This is a genomic window from Blastococcus sp. SYSU D00922, assembly GCF_054050495.1.
On the sequence record NZ_JBJGZL010000010.1, the window covers coordinates 137,066 to 159,351 of the forward strand.

19 protein-coding genes are annotated in these 22,286 nt (G+C 76.6%); 13 read left to right on the plus strand and 6 right to left on the minus strand.

The window, feature by feature from the left end; genetic code table 11:
- The first annotated feature begins 8 nt into the window (after positions 1-8).
- Both ACI78T_RS15355 and ACI78T_RS15360 read left to right on the plus strand, forming a co-directional pair.
- Positions 9-761: a methyltransferase domain-containing protein gene (locus tag ACI78T_RS15355; protein WP_456558978.1), complete on the plus strand. Its 753-nt coding sequence runs from the start codon at positions 9-11 to the stop codon at positions 759-761.
- Positions 758-1,930: an alkaline phosphatase family protein gene (locus tag ACI78T_RS15360; protein WP_456558979.1), complete on the plus strand. Its 1,173-nt coding sequence runs from the start codon at positions 758-760 to the stop codon at positions 1,928-1,930. Before ACI78T_RS15355 ends, ACI78T_RS15360 begins: the two co-directional genes overlap by 4 nt.
- Here the strand turns inward: ACI78T_RS15360 and ACI78T_RS15365 are convergent, their stop codons facing one another.
- The 3 genes from ACI78T_RS15365 to ACI78T_RS15375 form a co-directional block, all read right to left on the minus strand.
- A complete protein-coding gene (locus tag ACI78T_RS15365; RefSeq protein ID WP_456558980.1) occupies positions 1,931-2,887 on the minus strand; it encodes a sucrase ferredoxin in 957 nt (318 codons plus the stop codon).
- The gene (locus ACI78T_RS15370) at positions 2,884-3,849 is read right to left on the minus strand and encodes a cupin domain-containing protein (RefSeq protein ID WP_456558981.1); all 966 of its coding nucleotides are present in this window, start codon (positions 3,847-3,849) and stop codon (positions 2,884-2,886) included. Before ACI78T_RS15370 ends, ACI78T_RS15365 begins: the two co-directional genes overlap by 4 nt.
- A 314-nt stretch (positions 3,850-4,163) precedes the next feature.
- Positions 4,164-4,439 carry a BatC protein gene (locus ACI78T_RS15375; protein WP_456558982.1) on the minus strand — a complete coding sequence of 92 codons (276 nt, stop codon included), beginning with the start codon at positions 4,437-4,439 and terminating at the stop codon, positions 4,164-4,166.
- Between the two features lie 227 nt (positions 4,440-4,666).
- On the opposite strand from ACI78T_RS15375, the gene dinB reads away from it, so the two are divergent.
- On the plus strand, positions 4,667-5,947 hold the full coding sequence (dinB, locus tag ACI78T_RS15380; protein WP_456558983.1) for a DNA polymerase IV: 1,281 nt from the start codon (positions 4,667-4,669) through the stop codon (positions 5,945-5,947).
- 125 nt (positions 5,948-6,072) lie between these two features.
- Positions 6,073-6,483 (plus strand): DUF3040 domain-containing protein, encoded by a 411-nt coding sequence (locus ACI78T_RS15385; protein ID WP_456558984.1) that lies wholly within the window; start codon positions 6,073-6,075, stop codon positions 6,481-6,483.
- 69 nt (positions 6,484-6,552) lie between these two features.
- Here the strand turns inward: ACI78T_RS15385 and ACI78T_RS15390 are convergent, their stop codons facing one another.
- From ACI78T_RS15390 to ACI78T_RS15400, 3 genes are read right to left on the minus strand one after another with little or no spacing between them, the layout of a single operon-like run.
- On the minus strand, positions 6,553-8,913 hold the full coding sequence (locus ACI78T_RS15390) for a transglutaminase family protein (protein ID WP_456558985.1): 2,361 nt from the start codon (positions 8,911-8,913) through the stop codon (positions 6,553-6,555).
- Complete coding sequence (locus tag ACI78T_RS15395) at positions 8,910-10,292, minus strand: DUF58 domain-containing protein (RefSeq protein WP_456558986.1); 1,383 nt, start codon at positions 10,290-10,292, stop codon at positions 8,910-8,912. Before ACI78T_RS15395 ends, ACI78T_RS15390 begins: the two co-directional genes overlap by 4 nt.
- Before the next feature lie 6 nt (positions 10,293-10,298).
- The gene (locus tag ACI78T_RS15400; RefSeq protein ID WP_456558987.1) at positions 10,299-11,282 is read right to left on the minus strand and encodes an AAA family ATPase; all 984 of its coding nucleotides are present in this window, start codon (positions 11,280-11,282) and stop codon (positions 10,299-10,301) included.
- 270 nt (positions 11,283-11,552) lie between these two features.
- On the opposite strand from ACI78T_RS15400, the gene mraZ reads away from it, so the two are divergent.
- The 9 genes from mraZ to ACI78T_RS15445 all read left to right on the plus strand — a co-directional run.
- Positions 11,553-11,987: a division/cell wall cluster transcriptional repressor MraZ gene (mraZ, locus tag ACI78T_RS15405; RefSeq protein ID WP_456558988.1), complete on the plus strand. Its 435-nt coding sequence runs from the start codon at positions 11,553-11,555 to the stop codon at positions 11,985-11,987.
- A gap of 393 nt (positions 11,988-12,380) precedes the next feature.
- A complete protein-coding gene (gene rsmH / locus ACI78T_RS15410; protein WP_456558989.1) occupies positions 12,381-13,385 on the plus strand; it encodes a 16S rRNA (cytosine(1402)-N(4))-methyltransferase RsmH in 1,005 nt (334 codons plus the stop codon).
- Positions 13,382-13,867: a hypothetical protein gene (locus tag ACI78T_RS15415; protein WP_456558990.1), complete on the plus strand. Its 486-nt coding sequence runs from the start codon at positions 13,382-13,384 to the stop codon at positions 13,865-13,867. The genes rsmH and ACI78T_RS15415 overlap by 4 nt, the downstream gene beginning before the upstream one ends.
- A 3-nt stretch (positions 13,868-13,870) precedes the next feature.
- Complete coding sequence (locus ACI78T_RS15420) at positions 13,871-15,694, plus strand: peptidoglycan D,D-transpeptidase FtsI family protein (protein WP_456558991.1); 1,824 nt, start codon at positions 13,871-13,873, stop codon at positions 15,692-15,694.
- 100 nt (positions 15,695-15,794) lie between these two features.
- Complete coding sequence (locus tag ACI78T_RS15425) at positions 15,795-17,315, plus strand: UDP-N-acetylmuramoyl-L-alanyl-D-glutamate--2,6-diaminopimelate ligase (protein WP_456558992.1); 1,521 nt, start codon at positions 15,795-15,797, stop codon at positions 17,313-17,315.
- Positions 17,312-18,721 carry a UDP-N-acetylmuramoyl-tripeptide--D-alanyl-D-alanine ligase gene (locus ACI78T_RS15430; RefSeq protein WP_456558993.1) on the plus strand — a complete coding sequence of 470 codons (1,410 nt, stop codon included), beginning with the start codon at positions 17,312-17,314 and terminating at the stop codon, positions 18,719-18,721. The genes ACI78T_RS15425 and ACI78T_RS15430 overlap by 4 nt, the downstream gene beginning before the upstream one ends.
- Positions 18,718-19,797 carry a phospho-N-acetylmuramoyl-pentapeptide-transferase gene (mraY, locus tag ACI78T_RS15435; protein ID WP_456558994.1) on the plus strand — a complete coding sequence of 360 codons (1,080 nt, stop codon included), beginning with the start codon at positions 18,718-18,720 and terminating at the stop codon, positions 19,795-19,797. The genes ACI78T_RS15430 and mraY overlap by 4 nt, the downstream gene beginning before the upstream one ends.
- A 193-nt stretch (positions 19,798-19,990) precedes the next feature.
- On the plus strand, positions 19,991-21,529 hold the full coding sequence (gene ftsW / locus ACI78T_RS15440) for a putative lipid II flippase FtsW (protein WP_456558995.1): 1,539 nt from the start codon (positions 19,991-19,993) through the stop codon (positions 21,527-21,529).
- Positions 21,526-22,286, plus strand: a 761-nt coding sequence (locus ACI78T_RS15445; protein ID WP_456558996.1) for a UDP-N-acetylglucosamine--N-acetylmuramyl-(pentapeptide) pyrophosphoryl-undecaprenol N-acetylglucosamine transferase, incomplete at its 3' end; no start/stop codon positions are given. The genes ftsW and ACI78T_RS15445, both read left to right, overlap by 4 nt.

The window sequence follows — 22,286 nt, forward strand, 5'->3', positions numbered from 1 at the left end:
TCCCTGGGGTGCCGACCGCCCCCGCTTCGCCCGCCTCGGAGCAGCTGCCCGCCCGGACCGCTGCCGTGTGGGCCGCGCTCGACCCGCTGGTCGGTGCCGGCACCCCGCTGCGGGTCCTCGACGTGGGGGGCGGCAGCGGCATGTTCGCCGTCCCGCTGGCCCGGCTCGGCCACGACGTCACCGTCGTCGACCCCAGCGCCGACGCCCTCGCCACCCTCGGCCGCCGTGCCGAGAACGACGGCGTCGGTGCCCGGGTGCGCGGGGTCCAGGGCGACGGCGACCTCCTGCACGAGGTCCTGCCCGCCGCCGACGACGCCGCGGCCGGCTACGACCTGGCGCTGTGCCACTACGTGCTCGAGGTGGTGGACGACCCGGCCGTCACGCTGCGCGAGATCGCCCGCGTGCTGCGGCCGGGCGGCCAGGTGAGCGTGGCGACGGCCAACCGCGCCGGCGCCGTCCTCGCCCGCGCCGTCGCCGGCCACCCCGTCGAGGCCCTCGCGCTGGTCGAGGACCGGGACCCCGAGCCCGGCCGCGCCAAGCCCGCCCGGCGCCGCTTCGCCCCCGGGGACCTGCTGGCGCTCGCCGAGGGCGCCGGTCTCCGTCCCGGCCCCTGGCGCGGGGTGTCCGTCGTCGCCGACCTGCTCGACGCCACGTCGGGGGCCGACCCGCAGGCGGTCCGCGCGCTCGAGGTCGCCCTCGCCGAGACCTCGCCCTACCGCGACATCGCCACCGCGCTGCACGTCCTGGCCGCGCGCGCGTGAAGCCGCTGCCACCGGACCTCGCGGCCCCCCGGTACGGCACCGCCACCCTCGCCGACGTCCTCCCCGGTGCGGCCAGCGCCGTCGGGGTGCCCGTCGAGCGCGGCGGCCTCCCCGCCGACCCGCTGGACCTCACGGTCGCCCTGGGGGGTGCCCGCCGGGTCGCGGTCCTCCTCGTCGACGGTCTCGGCGCCGACCTCGTCCGCGCCCACGCCGATCTCGCGCCGACCCTGGCCGCGCTGAGCAGTCCGGCCGGTGACCTGTCCGCCCCGTGCCCGAGCACGACCCCGGTCAGCCTGGCCACCCTCGGGACGGGCCTCCCACCCGGCGCCCACGGCATCCTCGGCTTCGTCACCGCCGTGCCGGGGGAGGAGCGGGCCCTCAACCACGTCCAGTGGGCCGACGACCCCGACCCCGACGTCTGGCAGGCCCGCCGCACCGTCTTCGAGCAGGCCGAGGCGGCGGGTGTCCCGGCCACGGCGGTCGGCCCCTACGCGTACGCCGGCTCCGGCCTCACCCGCGCGGTGTACCGCGGCGCGACCTACGCCGGCGCGGTGAGCCACGGCGACCTCTGCGCCCTCGTGCTCCGCTCCCTCGCCGCGACCCCGCGCGCGCTGGTCTACGGCTACATCCCCGAGCTCGACCTGACCGGGCACGTGCGCGGGATCGGCTCGGCCGCCTGGCGCGCGCAGCTGGCGTTCGTCGACCGCGTCGTCGAGGAGCTGGTAGGGGGCCTGCCCGACGACGCGGCCCTCGTGGTCACCGCCGACCACGGCATGCTCGACGTCCCCGACGACACCCGGTTCGACCTCGACGAGGAGCCCGCGCTCGCCGACGGCGTCCGGCTCCTGGCCGGGGAGCCGCGGGCCCGCTACGTCCACGCCGAGCCGGGCGCGGCCGACGACGTCCTGCACCGGTGGCGCGAGGTGCTGGGGCACCGGGCCTGGGTCGCCAGCCGGGAGGAGGCCGTCGCCAGCGGGGTCTTCGGTCCGGTCGGCGACGACGTGGCGGGCCGGATCGGTGACGTCGTCGCGCTCGCGCGGGGCACGTGGGCCCTCACGACCCCGCGGTTGGAGCCCGGCCCCAGCAGCCTCGTCGGCTACCACGGCTCGCTCACCGCCACCGAGCTCGCCATCCCGCTGCTCACCGCCCGGGGCCGCGCCCTCGGGTGATCAGGCCGCGAAGGTCACGTGCCAGGTGCGCGAGTGCGCCGGGTGCGTCGCCCGGCAGGTGAGGCGCGCCGCGACGGCGGACGGCCGGCTCTCGACCCGCGTCACGACCTCGCCGTCCGGCCCCGCGAGGGTCACCGTCCACCGCTCGACCTCGGCACCCGGCGGTGTCTCCTGGGCCACCGCGAGCACGGGCAGGGCGTCGACCTCGAGCAGCCCCAGCTCACCGCGGGCGAAGTGCTGGGCCGCCTGGCCCGGGATGGGGACGCCCGCCCTGCCCCGCAGCCACGGCAGCGCCACCCGTCCGCCCGCGTGCGCGGCGACGATCTCGGCGCCGTCGCCGGGCACCTGGCCGTAGTAGAAGCCGTGCGGCAGCACCAGGACGTTCGCGGCGAACCTGTCGCCGCCCAGGTGGCTGCACTCCCACACGTCGGCCGGCCCCGGAGCAGGCAGCGCGCGCGCCAGCGGCCGGCCGCGCAGGGCGCAGCAGGCGTCGTGCCCGCCGTGCGTGCAGACCAGGTAGGTGGGGCCGACGGCCGGCTCGCCGACGGAGCCGTCCCACGGCGCGGTGAGCAGGTCCGCGTCGGTGGACCGGACCGACCACCACAGGCCCTCGTGACCCGGCCGCCCGTCGACGTAGGCCCATCGGCGGCCGGAGTCGGCCAGCCGGTCGCCGGGACGGCGGACCAGCAGCAGCCGGACGCCCTCGGCGCGGGAACGCCGCGCGAGCGACGGGGCGACGGCGGCGTCGAACCGGGACTCGGTCAGCGCGTCCCGGCCCCACGGCCCCGGTTGCTCGATGAGCAGCCACCGCTGCGCCGGTGAGGCGGTCGCGACGGGGGAGTCCCCCCGGGCCAGGGCCTGCACCGAGCAGCGGGTCTCGTCGAGCCGCCCCACGGGGCGGGCGGGGGCCTCCGTCCGGCAGAAGTCGTCGGAGGCGGTCGGAGGGCTGTCGCTCACGGGGCGGGGACGGTCGCGATCGCCTCGGTGACCAGTCGCCGCGCCAGGGTGATCCGGTCGGCCGGCTCCAGGCCGGGCAGGTCGCCGACCTTGAGCTCCCCGACGTCGAGGAGCGCCTCGAGCGCCGGCCGCACGTCGCCCGGGAAGGAGTGCGACCGACGGCCGGCGACCAGCGTGATCCGGCCCTCGGCGCCGTCGCGGAGCGTGCACCGCAGCCGCCGGCGCAGCCGGAGGACGGAGTCCGGACCCAGCGCGGCGGCCGCGGCCGACTGCGCCAGGGGTGCCACGGGCTCGGGGCGCACCTGGGCCCAGGTGGAGGCCCGCAGCCGGTCGGCCACGTCGGCGGGGTCGACGCGCCCCAGCCAGTCCCGCAGCCCCGCGACGACGGCGGCGACGTCGTCCCGCACCGACTCCGGGTCGCCCAGGTCGAGCCCCAGGGGCAGCGAACCGCGCAGCTCGGGGTCCTCGGCGGCGAGGGCCCGGACCAGGTCGAGAGCCGACTCGGCGGCCGCCCAGCGGGTCACCGGGTGGACGCCGATCGTCAGGTGCGCGCTGATCTCGCCCAGCGCCACGGCCGAGTGCAGGAAGCCGCGCGGCAGGTAGAGCGCGTCCCCGGGGCGCAGCACCGCGTCGATGACCGGCTCGCGCTCGGCCGCGGCGGCCACCTCGGCGGCGCGGTCGTTCCACGGCTGGGTGCGCAGGGGGTCGCGCAGCACCGGCTCGTGGATCGTCCAGTGCTTCTCGCCGGCCACCTGGAGCACGAAGACGTCGTGCACGTCGTAGTGCGGGCTGAACCCGCGGGAGGACGGCGGCGTGATGTACGCGTTGACCTGCGTGGGGTGCCCGAGGTCGGCGGCCAGCTGGTCGGCGAACTCGATCAGCGGCGGCCAGAGCCGGTGCAGACCCTGGAGCACGACGGTGCTGCCGTCGGCGAACAGGCGCAGCACGGCGTCCGAGGACACCTGGTCACCGATCTCGGCGCCGGCGCCTCCCGACGTGGTGAAGCGCTTCGGGTCGACGACGGCGCCGTCCTTGGCGATGCGCAGGAAGGGCGTGCGCAGGCCACGGGTGGAGAGCAGCTCGTCGACGGCCGCGAGGTCGAGCAGGTCGGCGAAGGAGCGGCCGGGGGCCCCGCTCCCGAGTTGCTCGGCGCGGGTGAGCAGGGGGCGCCGGGCCCAGTACTCCTCGGCGAAGACCTGCGGGTCGATGTCCGTGCACCGCCGCAGGGCCGGGCGGAGCTCCTGCTCCGCCCGGCCCTGCGTGGTCGGGCTCTCGCTCAGGCCGAACCGTCCGCGCCGCCGTCGGCACCGCCGTCCGCACCACCATCGGCACCACCATCGGCGCCGCCGTCCGCGCCGCCGTCCGCGCCGCCGTCGGCCCCGCCGTCCGCGCCACCATCGGCACCGCCGTCGGCGCCACCGTCGGCCGGGCCGTGGGAGGCGCCGCCGTCGGCCCCGCCGTCAGCACCGCCGTCGTGCGTGCCCGGGGTGCCGGACGCGCCGCCGTCCGCGGGACCCTCCGTGCTGGTCATGTCGTCGTCGTCGAGAGCCATGCCGTCTCCGTCCAGGTCGATCCGGGGCTGCCGGACGGCAGCCCCCCGTCGCTGCTTACCTCGCTCATCCTCGTCCGACACCTGCCTGCCCACCAGCCCCGACCTGCGGCGACGTCGACCGGTCACGGGAGGACACGACACGGCGGAGGGGTGCGCGCCCGGTGGGCCGCGCCGGTAGTGTCCGGCAGGGGGATCGAACACGTGTTCGACACCGGAGGGAGGACGAGGTGGGCTCGGGCCGGGCGGAGGGCTGCGGCGTCCTGCACGTGGACATGGACGCGTTCTTCGCCAGCGTCGAGGTGCGCAAGCACCCCGAGCTGGCGGGCACCCCCGTGATCGTGGGTGGGTCGGGGAACCGGGGCGTGGTCACCTCGGCGACCTACGAGGCGCGCCGCTACGGGGTGCACGCGGCGATGCCGACAGCCCGGGCGCTGCGGCTGTGCCCGACGGCGACGGTGCTGCCGGGGGACATGGCGCTCTACAGCGAGGTCTCCCGGTCGGTGATGGCGCTGTTCCGCTCGATCACCCCGGTGGTCGAGCCGCTCTCGCTCGACGAGGCCTTCCTCGACGTGTCCGGCGCCGGGCGCCGGCTGGGGGACGCGGCCGAGATCGGCGAGTACATCCGCGCCCGGGTGTTCGACGAGCAGGGGATCACCTGCTCGGTCGGGGTGGCCGGCACCAAGTTCGTGGCCAAGCTCGCCTCCACCCGGGCCAAGCCCGACGGGATGCTCGTCGTCCGCCCGGCCGAGGTGATGGACTTCCTGCACCCGCTCCCGGTCGGCGCCCTCTGGGGCGTGGGCCCCAAGACCGAGGAGCAGCTGCTCCGCCTCGGCCTGCGCACCGTCGGCGACCTGGCGCACGTCCCGGCCAAGACCCTGCAGCGGGCCGTGGGCGCGGCCGCCGGCAGCCACCTGCACGAGCTGGCCTGGGGCCGCGACCCGCGCCGGGTCGTGCCGGACGAGCCCGAGAAGTCCACCGGCCACGAGGAGACCTTCGGCACCGACGTCGACGACCCGGCGGTGATCCACCGGGAGCTCCTCCTGCTCGCCGAGCGGACGGCGGGGCGGCTGCGCGCCGGGGGCTGGCTGGCCCGCACGGTGACCATCAAGGTCCGCTTCGCCGACTTCGCCACGATCACCCGGAGCCGCACCCTCGACGTCCCCACCGACGTCGGGCAGGAGCTCTACGAGACCGCCCGCGCCCTCTTCGACGCGCTCGGGCTGGAGCGGGCGCGCATCCGGCTGGTCGGGGTCCGGGCCGAGCGCCTGGTCGAGGCCGGCAACGCACCGCAGCAGCTCGAGCTCGGCGCCCGGGAGCACGGCCGGCGCGAGGCCGAGCTGGCCGCCGACCGCGCCGCCCGCCGCTTCGGGGCCGGCGCGGTCCGCCCCGCGACGCTGCTGCACCGGGTGGGGCGGCCGGGCAGCAGCCGCCCCACCAGCGCGGATGCGGCGTCGCGGGCGGCGCGGAACCCCGGCGCGGGCCCGGCCGTTGGCTACCCGAAGGAGTGATCGGACGACGATCCCGACAGGTCGCCGCGCGGTCGCCTTTCGCACCCTGCGAAGGGCTCGTATCCTCGATGCCACCGTCGGCGGATGCCTCCGACGGCAATGGCTAGGCCCTACTGGAGGTCGACGTGCCGCTCTCCGAGCACGAGCAGCGTCTGCTGGAGCAGATCGAGCGCGCCCTCGTCGATGACGATCCCAAGTTCGCGTCGTCCGTCCGCACCGGCGATCGCCGGCTGAAGGCCCGGCGCAAGCTGCAGCTGGGCGCCGTCCTCGTCGTGGTCGGCCTCGCCGTCCTCGTCGGCGGAGCCGTCGCCCAGTCGGTGCTGATCGGCGTGCTGGGCTCGCTCATCGCCTTCGGCGGGCTCGCGCTCGGCGTCCTGAACTACAAGACCGCCACCGGCGCGGTCGAGGCCGGGAGCGCGCCCTCCGGGACCCGCGGCCCGGCCGGGCCCGGCCGCCCCGGGCGGAGCGGCCGCGCTGGTCGCCAGCCGCTGAAGAGCCGCCTCGAGGAGCGCTTCCGCCGCCGCTACGACCAGTAGCCCCCCGCACCCACCGAGAGCCGCCGTCCTCCGGGACGGCGGCTCTCGTCGTCCCGGGAGGTGGCCGGGTCACACGGCGCGGGTACCGCCCCGCCGCACGGGGCGCGGGAGCCGTCGGCTCAGCGACTCGACCACCCGGCCCGCCGCTCCCGACACCAGCGAGGCCGGCCACAGACGGGCCCGCAGCCGGTCGCGCCGCGGCAGGGCGGCCAGCAGGGTCCGACGCGCGGTCCGCAGCGCGACCGGCAGGTCCGGGTGCACCCGCTGCGCGCCCGCCGGGGCGTAGCTGGCGGTCTCCTCGGCCAGGGCCAGCCGCAGGACGGCGTCGGCCCCCTCCTCGGACGTCGCGGAGCGGCCGATCACGGTGCCCAGCTCGCGGGCCACCTGCCGCGGCGTCCACGCGGGCTGCAGACCCAGGCCACCGTCCAGCGCGGTCGCGGTCAGCTCGTCCCACAGGGAGCCAGCCGTCCCGGTGGCGACCCGGCGGCGGCGCTGGAGGACGCGGACACCCGCGGGGGCCGCGACCACTCCGGCGGCCAGCAGCGCCAGGCCCGCCCAGCGGGCCACCGGCCACAGGAGGCCGTCGTCCGACCCGCCGGACCCGCCACCCGGGGCGCCCTCCGCCGCGCGGTCCCGCTGGGTCGTGGGGACCGGCTGGGACGGCGCCGTCGGCACCGGCACCTCGGCCTGGCTGTCGGGCTGCTCCTCCTCGCCGGCCCGGGGCGCCCACGGCAGGTCGACGGCGCGGTCGCGGGCGATGGGCGTGGGGTCGAAGGGCACCCAGCCCAGGTCCTCGAAGTAGACCTCCACCCACGCGTGCGCGTCGTCGCTGGTGATCAACCGGCTGCCGTCGCTCTGCTCGGTGCCCGGCGTGTAGCCCAGAGCCACCCGCGCCGGCACCCCCACCGCCCGGGCCATGACCGCCATGGCGCCGGCGTACTGCTCGCAGTAGCCGCGGCGCAGCCGCAGGAAGTCGACCAGGTCGTCGCCGCTGGTGCCCGGCTCGGTGGAGAGGCTGTAGACGAAGCCGTTCCCGCGGTCGGTCAGGAACTCGAGGATGGCGCGCACCCGCTCGTAGGGGGTCCCCGCACCGGCGGTCACCGCGGCCACGACGTCGGTGACCGCGGGGTCGAGCAGCGGCAGCGCGGTGAACTGCTGCTGCACCGGGTCGTCCGGGGGGAGCTGCGCGGCGCCCGTCAGCTGGGCCTGCGTCGGCCGCGGCTCGCTGGCGGTCACCGAGTACGTCAGGCCCCCGCTGGTCACGTCCCGGCCGTAGACGGTGCCCGTCTCGGGGTCGAACCGCCAGCCCTCGTCGCCACCGCCGGCGAGCTCGACCGACTGCGGGGAGAACAGCGTCGGCAGGAACCTGTCGTCGTGCTGGAGGACCGAGATGTCCGCGCGCACCGTGCGCGAGGACTGGCGGCCGGGCAGCGGGGCCAGCTCGCCCTCGTCGGCGATGGACTCCTCGCCGCGCAGGTTGGACAGCGTCCAGCCGGCCTCGTTGTCGTACTCGTCGATCGCGACCGCCCGCAGGTACCCGGGGTCGGCGACGGAGGCGTCCAGGCGCAGCAGGTCGATCGGCTCCGGCAGGGTGAGCTGACCCGACATCGTGGCGACCGGGTCGAGCGAGGTGCCGGTGGCCCCGCCGGCCCCGCCGCCGAGCCCCGTGGCGAGCGAGCCCTCGGCGAGCACCGGGACGAAGGAGCCGAGGACCAGACCGGTGGCGAGGGCGGCCACCCCGATCCGCAGTGCGGCGAGCCCGCCCGTGGGCCCGGTGCGGCGGGTGGTCCGCCCCGCCGCGGCCAGCCGGCGCCGCTGGTCGGTCCACATCAGCAGGGCGAGGCCCGCGGCCGGCGCGGCCACGGCGACCAGGCCGATCGTGCCGGTGACGGTGGCCACCGGCACGCAGTAGAGGACCAGCAGCCCCAGCCCGGCGAGGGTGGCCTGGCGTCCGGCGACGGTCACGAGATCCACCAGGACGGCGGTCAGCCCGACGAAGACGGCGGTGAGCGCGAGCAGCCCGGTCAGCGGCAGCGCGGGTGTCGCCTGCTCCTGCAGCTCGGCCGTGCCCTCGGTCAGGACCGCGTACAGGTCCGCGAGGCTGCCCGGCGTGGGGATCAGCCCCACGAAGGCGTCGCCCGGCGCGAAGAGGGCGGTGAGCACGACCAGCAGGAGCAGCAGCTGCCCGGCGGGGACCAGCGCGGTGGCGATCGCGGTCGCCGCCGCGCCCGGGGCCCGCCCGCGGGTGACGGCGGCCCACAGGGCGGCGCCCCCGCTGCGCAGCAGCAGGCCACCGGCCAGGACCGTGAGGACGACGGCGAGCACCGGGCCGAGCCAGGCGCCGGAGGTGTAGACGGGGGTCAGCGCGGCCGCGCCGAGCAGCGTGGCCAGCGCCGCGGCCACCGCCGGGCGGACCTCCACCTCGGTCACGCCGGCACCCCCTCCCGGCCGGCGAACGGCGCGGCCGGAGCGGGCCCGCCGAGCGCCGCCCACACCTCCGCGACGGTCAGGTCGGCGCGGGCGACGGCGACCCGCCAGCCGGCGGCGCGCAGCAGGGTGGCGGCGTCCGCCCGCTGGGTGGCCAGGGCGCCGCGCGACGCGGCCGACATGGTCCGGCGGCCGCGGGCCGGCGCGGGGTCGGCCCAGCTCTCGATGTCGGTCAGCACCGCCAGGTCGGTGGTGGGCCCGGAGCGGCTGCGGATGAGCTCGCCGACGTCGTCCGGCCCGACCGCCCCCAGCAGGCAGACGACCGGGCCGTCGCCGGCGGCGCGGCAGACGTGCTCGACACCGACCCCCAGCCCGGGCATCCGGGACGGCCCGATGGCCGCCAGGCGGTCGAGCAGGTCGTCGGCCGAGAGTCGGCCGCGGCCGCCGGCGGGGACGAGCTCCCCGGTGTCCGTGACCGCCCGCAGCACCGCGCCGCGGCGGGCCAGCTCCGTGCCGATGCTGGCGGCCGCCTCCACCAGCCACTCGAAGCTGTCCGCCGGCGGTGCGTCGTCGCCGGCCGGCCTAGGGTGCAGGGCAGCCGCGTCGCGGGTGCGCGGCGCCACGAGGTGGGCGCGCGCACGGGTGTCGAGCAGCAGCGTCGCCTGCGCGCGCCACGGGCGTTCCTCGAGCCGGACCATCAGCTCGCCGGTGCGGGCCGTGGCTCGCCAGTGCACCTTCCGCAGGTCGTCCCCGTGGCGGTACTCCCGGGTGCTGACGTCGTCCTCGCCGTGGACGGCGATCGTGCGCCGGCTGCCCTCGCCGCCGCCGCCCTGACCACCGGCCGGGCCGCCCTCACCGAGCGGCTGGACCCGCGGGACGACGAGCAGCGGCGCGCTGTCGGAGCCGACGGCGCTGCGCTCGACCAGGCCGAACGGGTCGACCAGACGCAGCCGCACCGGGCCGAGTACGTGCCGCCCGCGCCGGTGCCCCTCGACGCGGTAGTGCAGCGCCGACCGCGCGCCCGGCGCGAGGTGGTCGACGACGAACCGCGGGGACGCGCCCAGGTCGCCCGGGAGCTGCTCGGTCAGCACCCAGAGCCCACCGGGGCGGGTGTCGGCGTTGGCGATCTCGAGGACCACCTCCGCGGACTCGCCGCGGGGGACGCGCGGCGGGGAGACGCTGCGGCGGGCGCTGATGCGGAACCGCTGCCGGGCGACGGCCACGGCCGACAGCAGGGGTAGCGCGAGGGTGAACACCGCCAGCTGCACGAGCGGGCGCTCACCCAGGAGCGCCCCGACGAGGAGCAGCGCGGCGGCGGCCGCGACGACGCACCGGCCGCGGACGGTCAGGGAGGAGAGGACCCGGCCAGCCTGCGTCGGCACGGCGGCTCAGCGCCCGCGGGGGACCGGGACGGTGGACAGCAGCTCGGCCACCACCTGCTCGGTGCTGCGCCGGCCCAGGGCCGCGTCGGCGGTCAGCAGGAGCCGGTGCGCCAGGACCGGCGCGGCCAGCTGCTGGACGTCGTCGGGCAGCACGTGGTCGCGCCCCGAGAGGGCGGCCGACGCCCGGGCGGCGCGCAACAGCTGCAGGCCGGCCCGCGGCGAGGCGCCCAGCCGCAGGTGCGGTGACCGCCGGGTGGCCTCGACCAGCCCGACCACGTAGCGCCGCACGGCGTCGGAGACGTAGAGGGTGCCGACCGCCCCGACGAGGTCGCGCACGGTGGCGGCGTCGGCCACGGGGGAGAGGGAGGCCAGCGGGTCGGCGGTCGAGCGCTCGTCGAGCATCGCCAGCTCCGCCTCGCGGCCCGGGTAGCCCATCGACACCCGCGCGGTGAACCGGTCGCGCTGCGCCTCCGGCAGGGGGTAGGTCCCCTCCATCTCCAGCGGGTTCTGGGTCGCCATCACCATGAACGGGCGGGCCAGCTCGTAGCTGACGCCGTCGACGGTGACCTGCCGCTCCTCCATGCACTCGAGGAGGGCGGACTGGGTCTTGGGCGAGGCGCGGTTGATCTCGTCGGCCACCACGACATTGGCGAAGATGGCGCCCGGCTTGAACTCGAAGGCCCGCGACTCCTGGTCGTAGACCGCGACGCCGGTGACGTCGCTGGGCAGCAGGTCGGGCGTGAACTGGATCCGCCGCACCGTCGCGTCGACGGAGGCGGCCAGCGCCTTGGCCAGCGTCGTCTTGCCCACGCCCGGCACGTCCTCGATCAGCAGGTGCCCCTCGGCCAGCAGCACCACCAGGGCCAGCCGCACCACGTCGTCCTTGCCCTGGACCACGCGGCCGATGTTGGCCGCGATCCCGGCACCTGTCGCCGCGACATCGAGCGACGGATCGGCCGCTCCGTCGGCGGTGCGTGTCGCCTCCGTCACCTCTCCACCGTACGTGGCGAAACGGTTCCGCGACCGGCGCTCGCCCCCGCGTCCCACCGCGCCCCACCCCGGGACCCCCGACCGCCCCGTGACCTGCGCGCTCACCCCCGCCGGGCAGGGGCCGGCAGCCGGTGGGAGGACCAGGTCACGACACGGCGTCGAGTGGTGTCGAGTGGGGGCTGGTGGGTTACTGTGTCGCCCGGTGGGGAGGCAGGGACCGGCCAGGGGTCGCTGCGGAGCCAGTGGAGGACAGATGCGGGAGGTGATCCGGTGTTCGTCGGCAGCTATCCGCTGCGGCTCGACGAGAAGGGCCGGCTCGCCCTCCCCGTCCGGTTCCGCGACCAGGTGGCCGACGGCATGGTGATCAAGAAGGGCCAGGAGCGCTGCATCTACGGGCTGACCATGGCCCGGGTCGCCGAGCAGAGCGCCGCCATGGCCGCCATGGCCCCCTCCGACACCGCCCGGGCGCGCATGGCCGCCCGCATGAGCTTCGGCTCGATGGTGGAGCTGGAGCCCGACAAGACCGGCCGCATCACCATCCCGGCCAGCCTCCGCGAGTACGCCGGGCTCGACCGCGACGTCGTCGTCGTCGGTGTCGACACCCGCTTCGAGATCTGGGACGCCGCCAACTGGGAGGCCTACGTGGCCGAGCTGGAAGCGGCCTACGCCGACATGGAGAGCGAGGGGATGCCGACGCTGTCGTGATCCCGGGAACGCCTCCACCCGTTCGCGGGCGCTCGAGGACACCTCCCGTTCGAACCGCCTTCCCCGCGGCTCGACCGGCCCGGGCCCCAGCCGCCTTCCCCGCGGCTCGGTCCCACGTCCTCGCCCGACGCCCGTCCCGGGTGGGCGGACCACCCCGAGCCCCCGCGGGACGCCTCCTGACGCTCTTCCCCGACGCCAGGCGGCCCCCGCGGGGGACGGGCTCCCGCCCCGAGGTCTCCACCACGCCCCACTACCTCCACCCCGCCCCACCAGCCCCAGGACCGAACCCCTCGCTCACCCCGCTCCACCGGAACCGCTGCGTCCCACCCCCGGGCCCGTCAGCGCGGCACCATTCCGGGAAGCACGCCCGGATCCCCTCGGAAGGCAGTCACGATGAGCAGCACGGATGCTGCGTTGCCGGAGCCCGCCCGCCCCGAGCCCGCGCGCCCCGTCCACGTGCCCGTGCTGCTCGAGCGGGTCACCGAGCTCCTCGGCCCCGCCTGCGCCGCCGACGGCGCCGTGCTGGTCGACGCCACCCTCGGCCTGGCCGGCCACTCGCTGGCGATGCTCGACGCCCACCCCGGCCTCCGGCTGATCGGCCTGGACCGCGATCCGGACGCCCGCGCCGAGGCCGCCCGCCGCATCGAGGCCGCCGGCCACTCCGACCGCGTCACCCTCGTCCCCGCCGTCTTCGACGAGCTGCCCGACGTCCTCGACCGCCTCGGCATCGACGAGGTGCAGGGGGTCCTGTTCGACCTCGGCGTCTCCTCGCTGCAGCTCGACCGCCCCGACCGCGGCTTCAGCTACTCCGCCGACGCCCCGCTGGACATGCGGATGACCCCGGGCACCGGCCGGACCGCCGCCGACATCGTCAACACCTACTCGCCGAAGGAGCTGACCCGCGTCCTGCGGGTGTACGGCGAGGAGCGTTTCGCCGCGCGCATCGCCGCCGCCATCGACCGCGAGCGCGCCCGCGAGCCCTTCACCAGCACCGGCCGGCTCGCCGAGCTGGTCCGGGAGGCCATCCCGGCGGCCACCCGCCGCACGGGCGGGCACCCGGCCAAGCGGACGTTCCAGGCCCTGCGCATCGAGGTGAACGACGAGCTGGGCGCCCTCGAGCGCGCGCTGCCCGCCGCGATCGACGCCCTCGCCGTCGGCGGCCGCCTCGTCGTCATCACCTTCCACTCGCTCGAGGACCGGATCGTCAAGCAGACGCTCGCCGCCGACGCCGTCGACCGGACCCCGCCGGAGTTCCCCATGCCCGTCCCCGAGCTGGGGCCGGTGCTGCGCCTGCTGACCCGCGGCGGCGAGGCCCCCTCCGAGGCCGAGCTCGCCGCCAACCCCCGGGCCGCGTCCGCGCGCGTCCGAGCCGCCGAACGCATCCGGAGGGCCGCATGACCCGCGCCACCGCCCGAGTTCCCGCGAGCCCGCGCGTCCAGGCCCGCACCGCACCCCGGGCCACCCCGCGTCCCGAGCTGCGCCTGGTCCCGTCGGCGCCCGCCGCGCGCACGCGCGGCCGGCGCGCGCCGCGGGCGCTGCGCCACCCGCGGGCGCCGTTCGTGCTCCTCGTCGTGGCGATGCTCGTGGGCACCACGCTGGGCCTGCTGGTCCTCAACACCGCGATCGCCGTGGACTCGCTCAAGGCCACGGACTTGCGGGCGGAGAACGCCGCCCGCGCCCAGGAGGTGCAGCGGCTCGAGCAGCAGGTGGTCAGCGGCGGCACGCCGGCCGAGATCGCCGCGGCGGCCGTCGCGGCCGGCCTGGTCCCCGCCGGACCGGCCGCCTACCTCGTGATCGACCAGGACGGCGGATCCGTGCTGCGCGGCACGCCGGTGCCCGCCGAGGGCGCCGACGGCGAGGCCGCCCAGGGCGGGAACTGACCGGTGCCGACTCCTCCGCGCGGCAGCGGCCCCCGGCCGATCGGCCGGCCCGGTCCCTTCACGCCCCGCCGGGCTCCCGGCAGCCGGCGCAGCGGCGTCGGCCTGTCGGTCGGTCAGCGGACCCTGCGCAACCAGTGGGGCCTGGCCTTCATGGTGCTGCTGCTGGTCCTCGTCGTCGGCCGGCTGGCGATCCTCCAGGGCGTCGACGGGGCGGCCTACGCCAACGCCGCCGAGCAGGACCGCCTGCAGACCTACCCGGTGGCCGCGCTGCGGGGCGCCGTCCTCGACCGGGACGGCCACCCGTTCGCCTACACCGTCGACGCCTCGAAGGTGGTCGCCGACCCCGAGGTCGTCGAGGACCCCGAGCGGACGGCCCTGGCGCTGACCACGCTGCTGGGCACGCCGGTGCCCGAGCTCACCGAGAAGCTGTCGGCCGACAGCCGCTACGTCGTCCTCGCCACCCAGGTGCCGCCGGAGACCTCCGACGCCATCGAGGCGCTGGAGCTGTTCGGCATCTTCCTCGAGGACGACCCGGTCCGGCTCTACCCGGCCGGCACCGTCGGCGGGCAGGTGGTCGGGTTCGTCGGGCGCGACGGCGCCGGGCTGGCCGGGATCGAGCAGACCTTCCAGGACGAGCTGGCCGGTACGCCGGGCACCCGCCGCGTGGAGGTCGGCAGCGGCGGCAACCCGATCCCGTCCGGCATCGACGAGTCCACGCCGGCCACCGACGGCGACTCGGTCACCCTCACGCTGGACCAGGACCTGCAGTACGTCACCGAGCAGCGGCTCGCGGAGGCCTGCGCCGACGGCGCGACGACCCGGGCGTCGGCCGTGGTGCTCGACGTCCGCACCGGCGAGGTCGCGGCCATGGGGTCGTGCCCCGGGTACGACCCGGGCAACTACTCGCAGACCGACCCGGACCTCCTCGGCAACCCGGTGCTCTCCGACGTCTTCGAGCCGGGCTCGGTGATGAAGGCCGTCACCATGTCGGCCGCGCTGGAGGAGGGTGTCGCCGAGCCGGACACCGTGCTCTCCGTCAACGGCCACATCGAGGCCGGCGACAAGGTGGTCACCGACGCGCACGACCACGCGCCGATCGACTGGACGGTCACCGGCATCCTGGCCAAGTCCAGCAACGTGGGCACGATCATGCTGGCCCGCGAGGTCGGCGACGAGAAGCTCGAGCACTACCTGCGCGCGTTCGGCATCGGGGACACCACCGGCATCGAGCTGCCGGGCGAGAGCGCCGGCATCCTGCAGGACTCCGACGACTGGAGCGGCATCCGCGCCGCCAACGTCGCCATCGGCCAGGGCGTCTCGGTGACGACCCTGCAGATGGCCTCGGTCTACCAGGCCATCGCCAACGACGGCGTGCGGATCGCCCCGCGGATCGTCGAGTCGGTCACCGACCCGGACGGCCGGGTGACCGAGACGCCGGACCCCGAGGGCACGCGGGTGATCAGCGAGGACACGGCGCGCGAGATGGCCTACATGCTCGAGGCGGTCGTCGGGCCGGAGGGAACCGCGCCCCGCGGCCAGATCGAGGGCTTCCGCGTCGCCGGCAAGACCGGCACCGCGCAGCGGGCCAACCCCGAGTGCAACTGCTACGCGGGCGGCGGCTACGTGACGACGTTCGTCGGCTTCGCGCCGGCCGACGACCCGCAGTACGTCGTCGCCGTCGACCTGGAGCGCCCGACCAGCGAGGCGGAGGGCGGTCAGGTCGCGGCGCCCGTGTTCGCCGACATCATGCGGTTCGCGCTGACTGCCGACGGCGTCGTCCCGTCCGGCGCCGCGCGACCGGACTTCGTCATCACTCCCACCCCCTGAGCCCCACCCTCCCCGCACGCCGCCGCGCCCGGCGTCCGCCACGGGCGCGACGGCCCTGCTGTGCGGGCCCGCCGGTGTCCCGCCGGTAGATTGGAGTCCCGTGACCCCGGCCCACCCCGTGACGCTGGCCGACCTGGCCGATCTCGTCGGCGTCCCCGCGACGGGGGGCGCGGAGGGCACGACCGTCACCGGCGTCACCCTCGCCTCCGGCGACGTCCGGCCCGGTGACCTGTACGCCGCCCTGCCGGGCGCGCGGACCCACGGCGCGCGGTTCGCCGCCGACGCCGCCGGGCGCGGCGCGGTCGCCGTCCTCACCGACCCCACCGGCCTGGACGCCGCGCGCGCCACCGGGCTGCCGGTGTGCGTGGTCGACGACCCGCGCGCCGTGCTCGGCCTCGTGGCCGACCGCGTCTACGGCGAGCCGAGCCGCGCGCTCCGCGTCATCGGCATCACCGGCACCAACGGCAAGACGACGACGGCCTACCTGGTCGAGGCCGGGCTGGCCGCCGCCGGGCTCGGCACCGGCCTGATCGGCACCGTGCAGACCCGCACCCGCGGCCGCGCCTCGGACGGCACGCCGACCGAGACGGCCTTCCCCAGCGTGCGCACCACCCCCGAGGCGCCGGCCCTGCACGGGCTGCTCGCCACGATGGCCTCCTCCGGGGTGACGGCCGTGGTCATGGAGGTCTCCAGCCACGCGCTGGTGCTCGGCCGCGTCGGCGGGGTCCGGTTCGCCGCCGCGGGTTTCACCAACCTCGGCCGCGACCACCTCGACTTCCACGAGACCCTCGAGGACTACTTCCAGGCCAAGGCGATGCTCTTCGACGGGCGGGCCGCCCGCGAGCTGGTCACCGTCGACGACGAGGCGGGCCGCCGGCTGGCCGTGCTGCGCCCGGACGCCGCCACCGTCTCGATCACCGGCGGGGCGGACTGGACGGCGACCGACGTGGCGCCGGCCGCCGACGGGGGGTCGACCTTCACGCTCACCGCTCCGGACGGCCGCACCGTGCCCGGCCGGCTCCGGCTGCCGGGGCTGTTCAACGTGGCCAACGCCGTCCTCGCCGTGGCCCTGCTCGACGCGGTCGGCGTCGCCGTGGAGGACGCGATGACCGGGATCGCCGCCACCGTCGTCCCGGGCCGGATGGAGCCGGTGGAGGCCGGTCAGCCGTTCGTCGCCGTCGTCGACTACGCCCACACGCCCGACGCCGTCACCACGGCGCTGGACGCGCTGCGGGCCGCGACGACGGGGCGGCTGATCACCGTGCTCGGCTGCGGTGGAGATCGCGACCCGGGCAAGCGGGCCGCGATGGGCGCGGCCGCCGCGGCCGGCAGCGACGTCCTCGTGGTGACCGACGACAACCCGCGGTCGGAGGACCCGGCGGCGATCCGCGCCGCCATGCTGGCCGGTGTCCAGGACGTGCCCGCCGACCGGCGGGCCGAGGTGCACGAGGTGGCCGGCCGCAGGGACGCCCTCGCGGTGGCGGTCGGCCTGGCCCGCCCGGGCGACACGCTGCTGGTCGCGGGCAAGGGTCACGAGACAGGTCAGGAGATCGCGGGCACCGTGCACCCCTTCGACGACCGCGACGTGCTCCGCGAGGTGCTGGCGGGGGCGCCGGCATGATCGAGCTCTCGCTGGCCGAGGTGGCCGACCTGAGCGGTGGCCGGCTGACCGGTCCCGCCGACGTCCGCGTGACCGGCAAGGTCACCCTCGACTCGCGCACCGTGGGGGACGGGGACCTGTTCGTCGCCGTCGCGGGGGAGCGGGTCGACGGCCACGACTTCCTCGGCGCGGCGTCCGCGGCCGGTGCGGTGGCGGCGCTGGCCACCCGGACCGACGACGCCCTGCCGACCGTGGTCGTCGACGACCCGGTCGCCGCACTCGGCCGGCTCGCCTCGGGGGTGCACGCCCGGCTCGTCCAGGGCGGCCTCGTCACGCTCGGGATCACCGGCTCCTCGGGCAAGACGTCCACCAAGGACCTGCTGGGCCAGGTGCTGGCCACGGCCGGGCCGACCGTGAGCCCGCCCGGGTCGTACAACAACGACATCGGCCTGCCGCTCACGGTGCTGGACGCCGACGCCTCCACGCGCTTCCTCGTCCTGGAGATGGGCGCCCGCGGGGTGGGGCACATCGCCCGGCTCTGCCGCGTCGCCCGCCCGCGCATCGGCGTGGTGCTGAACGTGGGGTCGGCCCACCTGGGCGAGTTCGGCAGCCCCGAGGGCACGGCACAGGCGAAGGGCGAGCTGGTGGAGGCCCTGCCGGCGGACGGCACCGCCGTCCTCAACGCCGACGACCCGCGGGTGATCGGCATGGCCCCGCGCACCGCCGCGACGGTCGTCACCACCGGGCTCGGCGAGGACGCCGACGTCCGCGCGACCGGCATCGCGCTCGACGACGCCGCGCGACCCCGGTTCACGCTCGTCACCGCGGGTGAGGAGCACCCCGTGGCGCTGCAGGTCGTCGGTCAGCACCAGGTCGCCAACGCGCTCTCGGCCGCCGGAGCGGCGATCGCCGCCGGCATGGCCCCTGCCGACGTCGCCGCGGCGCTGTCGGCCGCCACCGCCCGCAGCCGCTGGCGCATGGAGGTCGACCGGCGGGCCGACGGCGTGACGGTGGTGAACGACGCCTACAACGCCAACCCCGAGTCGATGCGGGCCGCGCTGGCCGCGCTCGTGGGGATGCCCGCGACCCGCCGGATCGCCGTGCTGGGCGCGATGGGGGAGCTGGGGCCCGGCGCCCCGGCCGAGCACGAGCGGCTGGGCCGGGACGCGGCCGCCGCGGGCGTCGACCTGGTCGTCGCCGTGGGCGCCGATGCGGTAGGCATAGCCGAAGGCGCGGCTGCCGGGGGCCGCCGCGCAGGAGAGGAGTCGGTGCACGTGCCGGACCGGGCTGCTGCCCGCGAGCTGCTCTCGGAGGTGCTCCGTCCCGGGGACGTCGTCCTCGTGAAGGCCAGCCGCGCCTACGGGCTCGAGCTGCTCGCCGCCGACCTGCTGACCGCCGACGTCCCGACGGGTGGGGCCGGCGCATGAGGTCGGTCCTGATCGCGGCCGGGTTCAGCCTGATCATCTCGATCCTGCTCACGCCGCTGGCCATCCGCGCCTTCCGCCGGCAGGGCCTCGGCCAGGAGATCCGCGACGACGGCCCCGAGAGCCACCTGTCCAAGAAGGGCACGCCCACGATGGGCGGCACGGTGATCGTCGGCGCGACGGTCGGCGGCTACGTGATCGCCCACCTGTTCCTCGGCGACCAGGACAACTGGGGCTTCACCGCCAGCGGGCTCCTGCTGCTGTTCCTGATGGTCGGCATGGGCACCGTCGGGTTCCTCGACGACTACCTCAAGATCCGGCACCGGCGCAGCCTCGGGCTGAACAAGACGGCCAAGCTCGTCGGCCAGCTGGTCGTCGGCGTGGCCTTCGCGGTGATGGCGATCAACTTCCCCAATACCGACGGCATCACGCCCGCCTCGACGGTCGTCTCCTACGTGCGGGACATCGCCCCGTTCGCGCTGGGCTCGATCGCGTTCGTGATCCTCGCGTACCTGTTCATCGCCGGCTTCTCCAACGCGGTGAACCTGACCGACGGGCTCGACGGGCTGGCGGCCGGCGCGTCGGCGATGGTGTTCGCCTCCTACGTCTTCATCTCGTTCTGGCAGTTCACCCACGACTGCGCCAACGAGCTGATCGAGGGCTGCTACACCGTCCGCGACCCGCTCGACGTCACCCTGGTGGCCGCCGCGGGTCTCGGCGCCTGCCTCGGGTTCCTGTGGTGGAACACCAGCCCGGCGCGGATCTTCATGGGTGACACCGGCTCCCTGGCGCTCGGCGGCCTGCTGTCCGGGCTGGCCATCGTCACCCGGACCGAGCTGCTGCTGATCGTCCTGGGCGGGCTCTTCGTCGCGGTGACCCTGTCGGTGGTCATCCAGGTGGCCTTCTTCCGCGCCACCCGACGGCGGGTGTTCCGGATGGCGCCGCTGCACCACCACTTCGAGCTCGCGGGCTGGACGGAGAACACCGTCATCGTGCGCTTCTGGCTGGTGACGGCGATGGCCGTGGCCTTCGGGATCGGTCTGTTCTACGCCGACTGGCTCGGCTTCGTCGGACTGTGAGCGGACAGGGACGTGAGCATCGCAGCGAGCGCCAGCGAGCGAGGAGCGGAGCGTCCCGCGGCAGCGAACGGGGCACTGTGAGGGGGCCGTCACCGGCCCTGTTCCTCCCGCGACACGCGCGGGGGTTCGCGGGGACCGCGAGTCACACCCGTCACGATGGGCCCATGCGTCGCGCCGGGTCGGGTGGTCCCCGATGACCACGAGCACCCGTCCGCGCCCCACGGGCAGCGAGCGCACCGCCGCCCGGGAACGGGCTACGCCGACCCGTCACGAGCGCGAGCCGCGCTTCCGCGGACCCGCCTGGCTCGACGGGCCCATGACCAGCTCGCACCTGGTGCTGGGCTCCGCCGGTCTGCTGCTGGCGATCGGCCTGGTGATGGTCTTCTCCGCCTCTGCCATCGAGGCGGCCCTGGCCGACGAGCCGGCGTGGGCGCCGGGGGTCAAGCAGGTGGCGCTGGCGTGCGTCGGCCTGGTGGCCATGTTCGCCGCCCTGCGCATGCCCGTCGGCTTCATCCGGCGCTGGTCGCCGATCGCCCTGCTGGCCAGCTTCGGGCTGCTGCTCGTCGTCCTGATCCCCGGCATCGGCGCCGAGCTCAACGGCGCCCGCCAGTGGATCGACCTCGGTGTCACCTACTTCCAGCCCTCCGAGCTCGCCAAGCTCGTCTTCGCCCTGTGGGGCGCCCACGTCCTCGCGCTGCGCGAGCGGTACCTGACGACGACGTCGCTGCTCGTCCCGGTGCTGCCGGTGTTCGGCATCCTCTCGCTGCTGCTCATCGCCGAGCCCGACTTCGGCGCGGTGGTGAGCCTCGGCCTGGTGCTCGTCGGCCTGCTCTGGGGCGGGGGGATGCCGCTGCGCTGGTTCGGGTGGTTCGTCGCGGCCGCCGCCGTGATCCTCGCCGCGATGGTGAAGCTGGCGCCCTACCGCATGGCCCGCATCACCGCGTTCATGGACCCGTTCGCCGATCCGACCGACGGCGGCTTCCAGGCCATCCGCGGCATGTACGCGCTGGCCACCGGCGGGTTCTGGGGCGTCGGGCTGGGCAACAGCGCCATGAAGTGGAACCTGCTGCCGCACGCGGAGTCCGACTACATCTTCGCGATCATCGGCGAGGAGCTCGGCTTCCTCGGCTGCCTGGTGGTCGTGGTCCTCTACGGCGTCCTCGCCTGGGCCGGCTTCCGGATCGCCTGCCGCTCCGCCGACCGGTTCGTGCAGCTGGCCAGCGTGGCGATCACCGTCTGGCTGGTCGGCCAGGCCGCCATGAACATGGGCTACGTCGTGGGCCTGCTGCCGGTGACCGGCGTGCAGCTGCCCCTCATCTCGGCCGGCGGGACGTCGCTCGTGCTCACCCTCTTCATCGTCGGGCTGCTCGCCCGCTTGGCCCGCGCCGAGCCCGCCGCCATCGAGTTCCAGCGCCGCCAGGAGCGCGGCCGGGTGGCCCGCTTCCTGCTGCCCGTGCCGGCCGCCGCCGTCGACCCGGTCCGGCCCCGCCGCCGGCCGGAGGACCGCGAGCCCGCACGCACGGTCGGCGGGCCCGGCCGCACGGTGGTGCACACGCGGTCCGGTCCGCCGCGCCGCGTGCCCCCGCGCGACCTCCCGCCGGCGCCCGTGCCGGTCCGGGACGAGCCGCGATCTCGCGTGGTGACCCCGCGCGAGCGCCGTCCGGTCGGCCCGGGTTCCGGTCGCCGGCTGCCACCCTCGGGGGCCCCGCGCCGGCCGGGAGGTCCCCGATGAGCGACCTGTCGAGCGTCGTCCTCGCCGGGGGCGGCACCGCCGGGCACATCGAGCCGATGCTGGCGCTGGCCGACGCGCTGCGCCGCCGCGACCCGGAGCTGCGCATCACCTGCCTGGGGACGGCCCGCGGCATGGAGACCCGGCTGGTCCCGGCCCGCGGCTACGACCTCCGCCTGATCCCCCCGGTGCCGCTGCCGCGCAAGCCGACCCTCGACCTGCTGCGGGTCCCCGGTCGCGTCCGCCGAGCTGTCGCCGACACGCGCGCGCTGCTCGACGAGCTGGCCGCCGACGTCGTCGTCGGGTTCGGTGGCTACGTCGCCCTGCCGGCCTATCTGGCCGCCCGCCGGTCGAAGGTGCCGGTGGTGGTGCACGAGCAGAACGCCCTGCCGGGGCTGGCCAACCGGGTCGGGGCCCGGCTGGCCGCGCGCGTGGGCGTGACGGCGCCCGGCACACCGCTGCGCCACGCCGAGCACGTGGGCATGCCCCTGCGGCGGGCCATCGCCTCGCTCGACAGGTCCGCCCTGCGCGCCGAGGCGCGGGCCGAGTTCGGCCTGGACGCCGACCGGCCCACGCTGCTGGTCTTCGGGGGCTCGCAGGGGGCCCAGACGCTGAACCGGGCCGCCGTGGCCGCGGCGGATGCGCTCACCGCGGCGGGGGGGGGGGGGGGGGGGGGGGGGGGGGGGGGGGGGGGCCGCGGCCGGGGGGGCGGGCGCGCCCGCCCGCGGGGGGGGGGGGGGGGTCGGGCGCGGCGGCTGGG

Bases quoted from the DNA above. Each gene is read 5' to 3' on its own strand.
- ACI78T_RS15415 (WP_456558990.1), top strand. From the start codon at position 13,382: ATGACCCGCGCCACCGCCCGAGTTCCCGCGAGCCCGCGCGTCCAGGCC.
- ACI78T_RS15375 (WP_456558982.1), bottom strand. From the start codon at position 4,439: ATGGCTCTCGACGACGACGACATGACCAGCACGGAGGGTCCCGCGGAC.
- rsmH (WP_456558989.1), top strand. From the start codon at position 12,381: ATGAGCAGCACGGATGCTGCGTTGCCGGAGCCCGCCCGCCCCGAGCCC.
- mraY (WP_456558994.1), top strand. From the start codon at position 18,718: ATGAGGTCGGTCCTGATCGCGGCCGGGTTCAGCCTGATCATCTCGATC.
- ACI78T_RS15430 (WP_456558993.1), top strand. From the start codon at position 17,312: ATGATCGAGCTCTCGCTGGCCGAGGTGGCCGACCTGAGCGGTGGCCGG.
- ftsW (WP_456558995.1), top strand. From the start codon at position 19,991: ATGACCACGAGCACCCGTCCGCGCCCCACGGGCAGCGAGCGCACCGCC.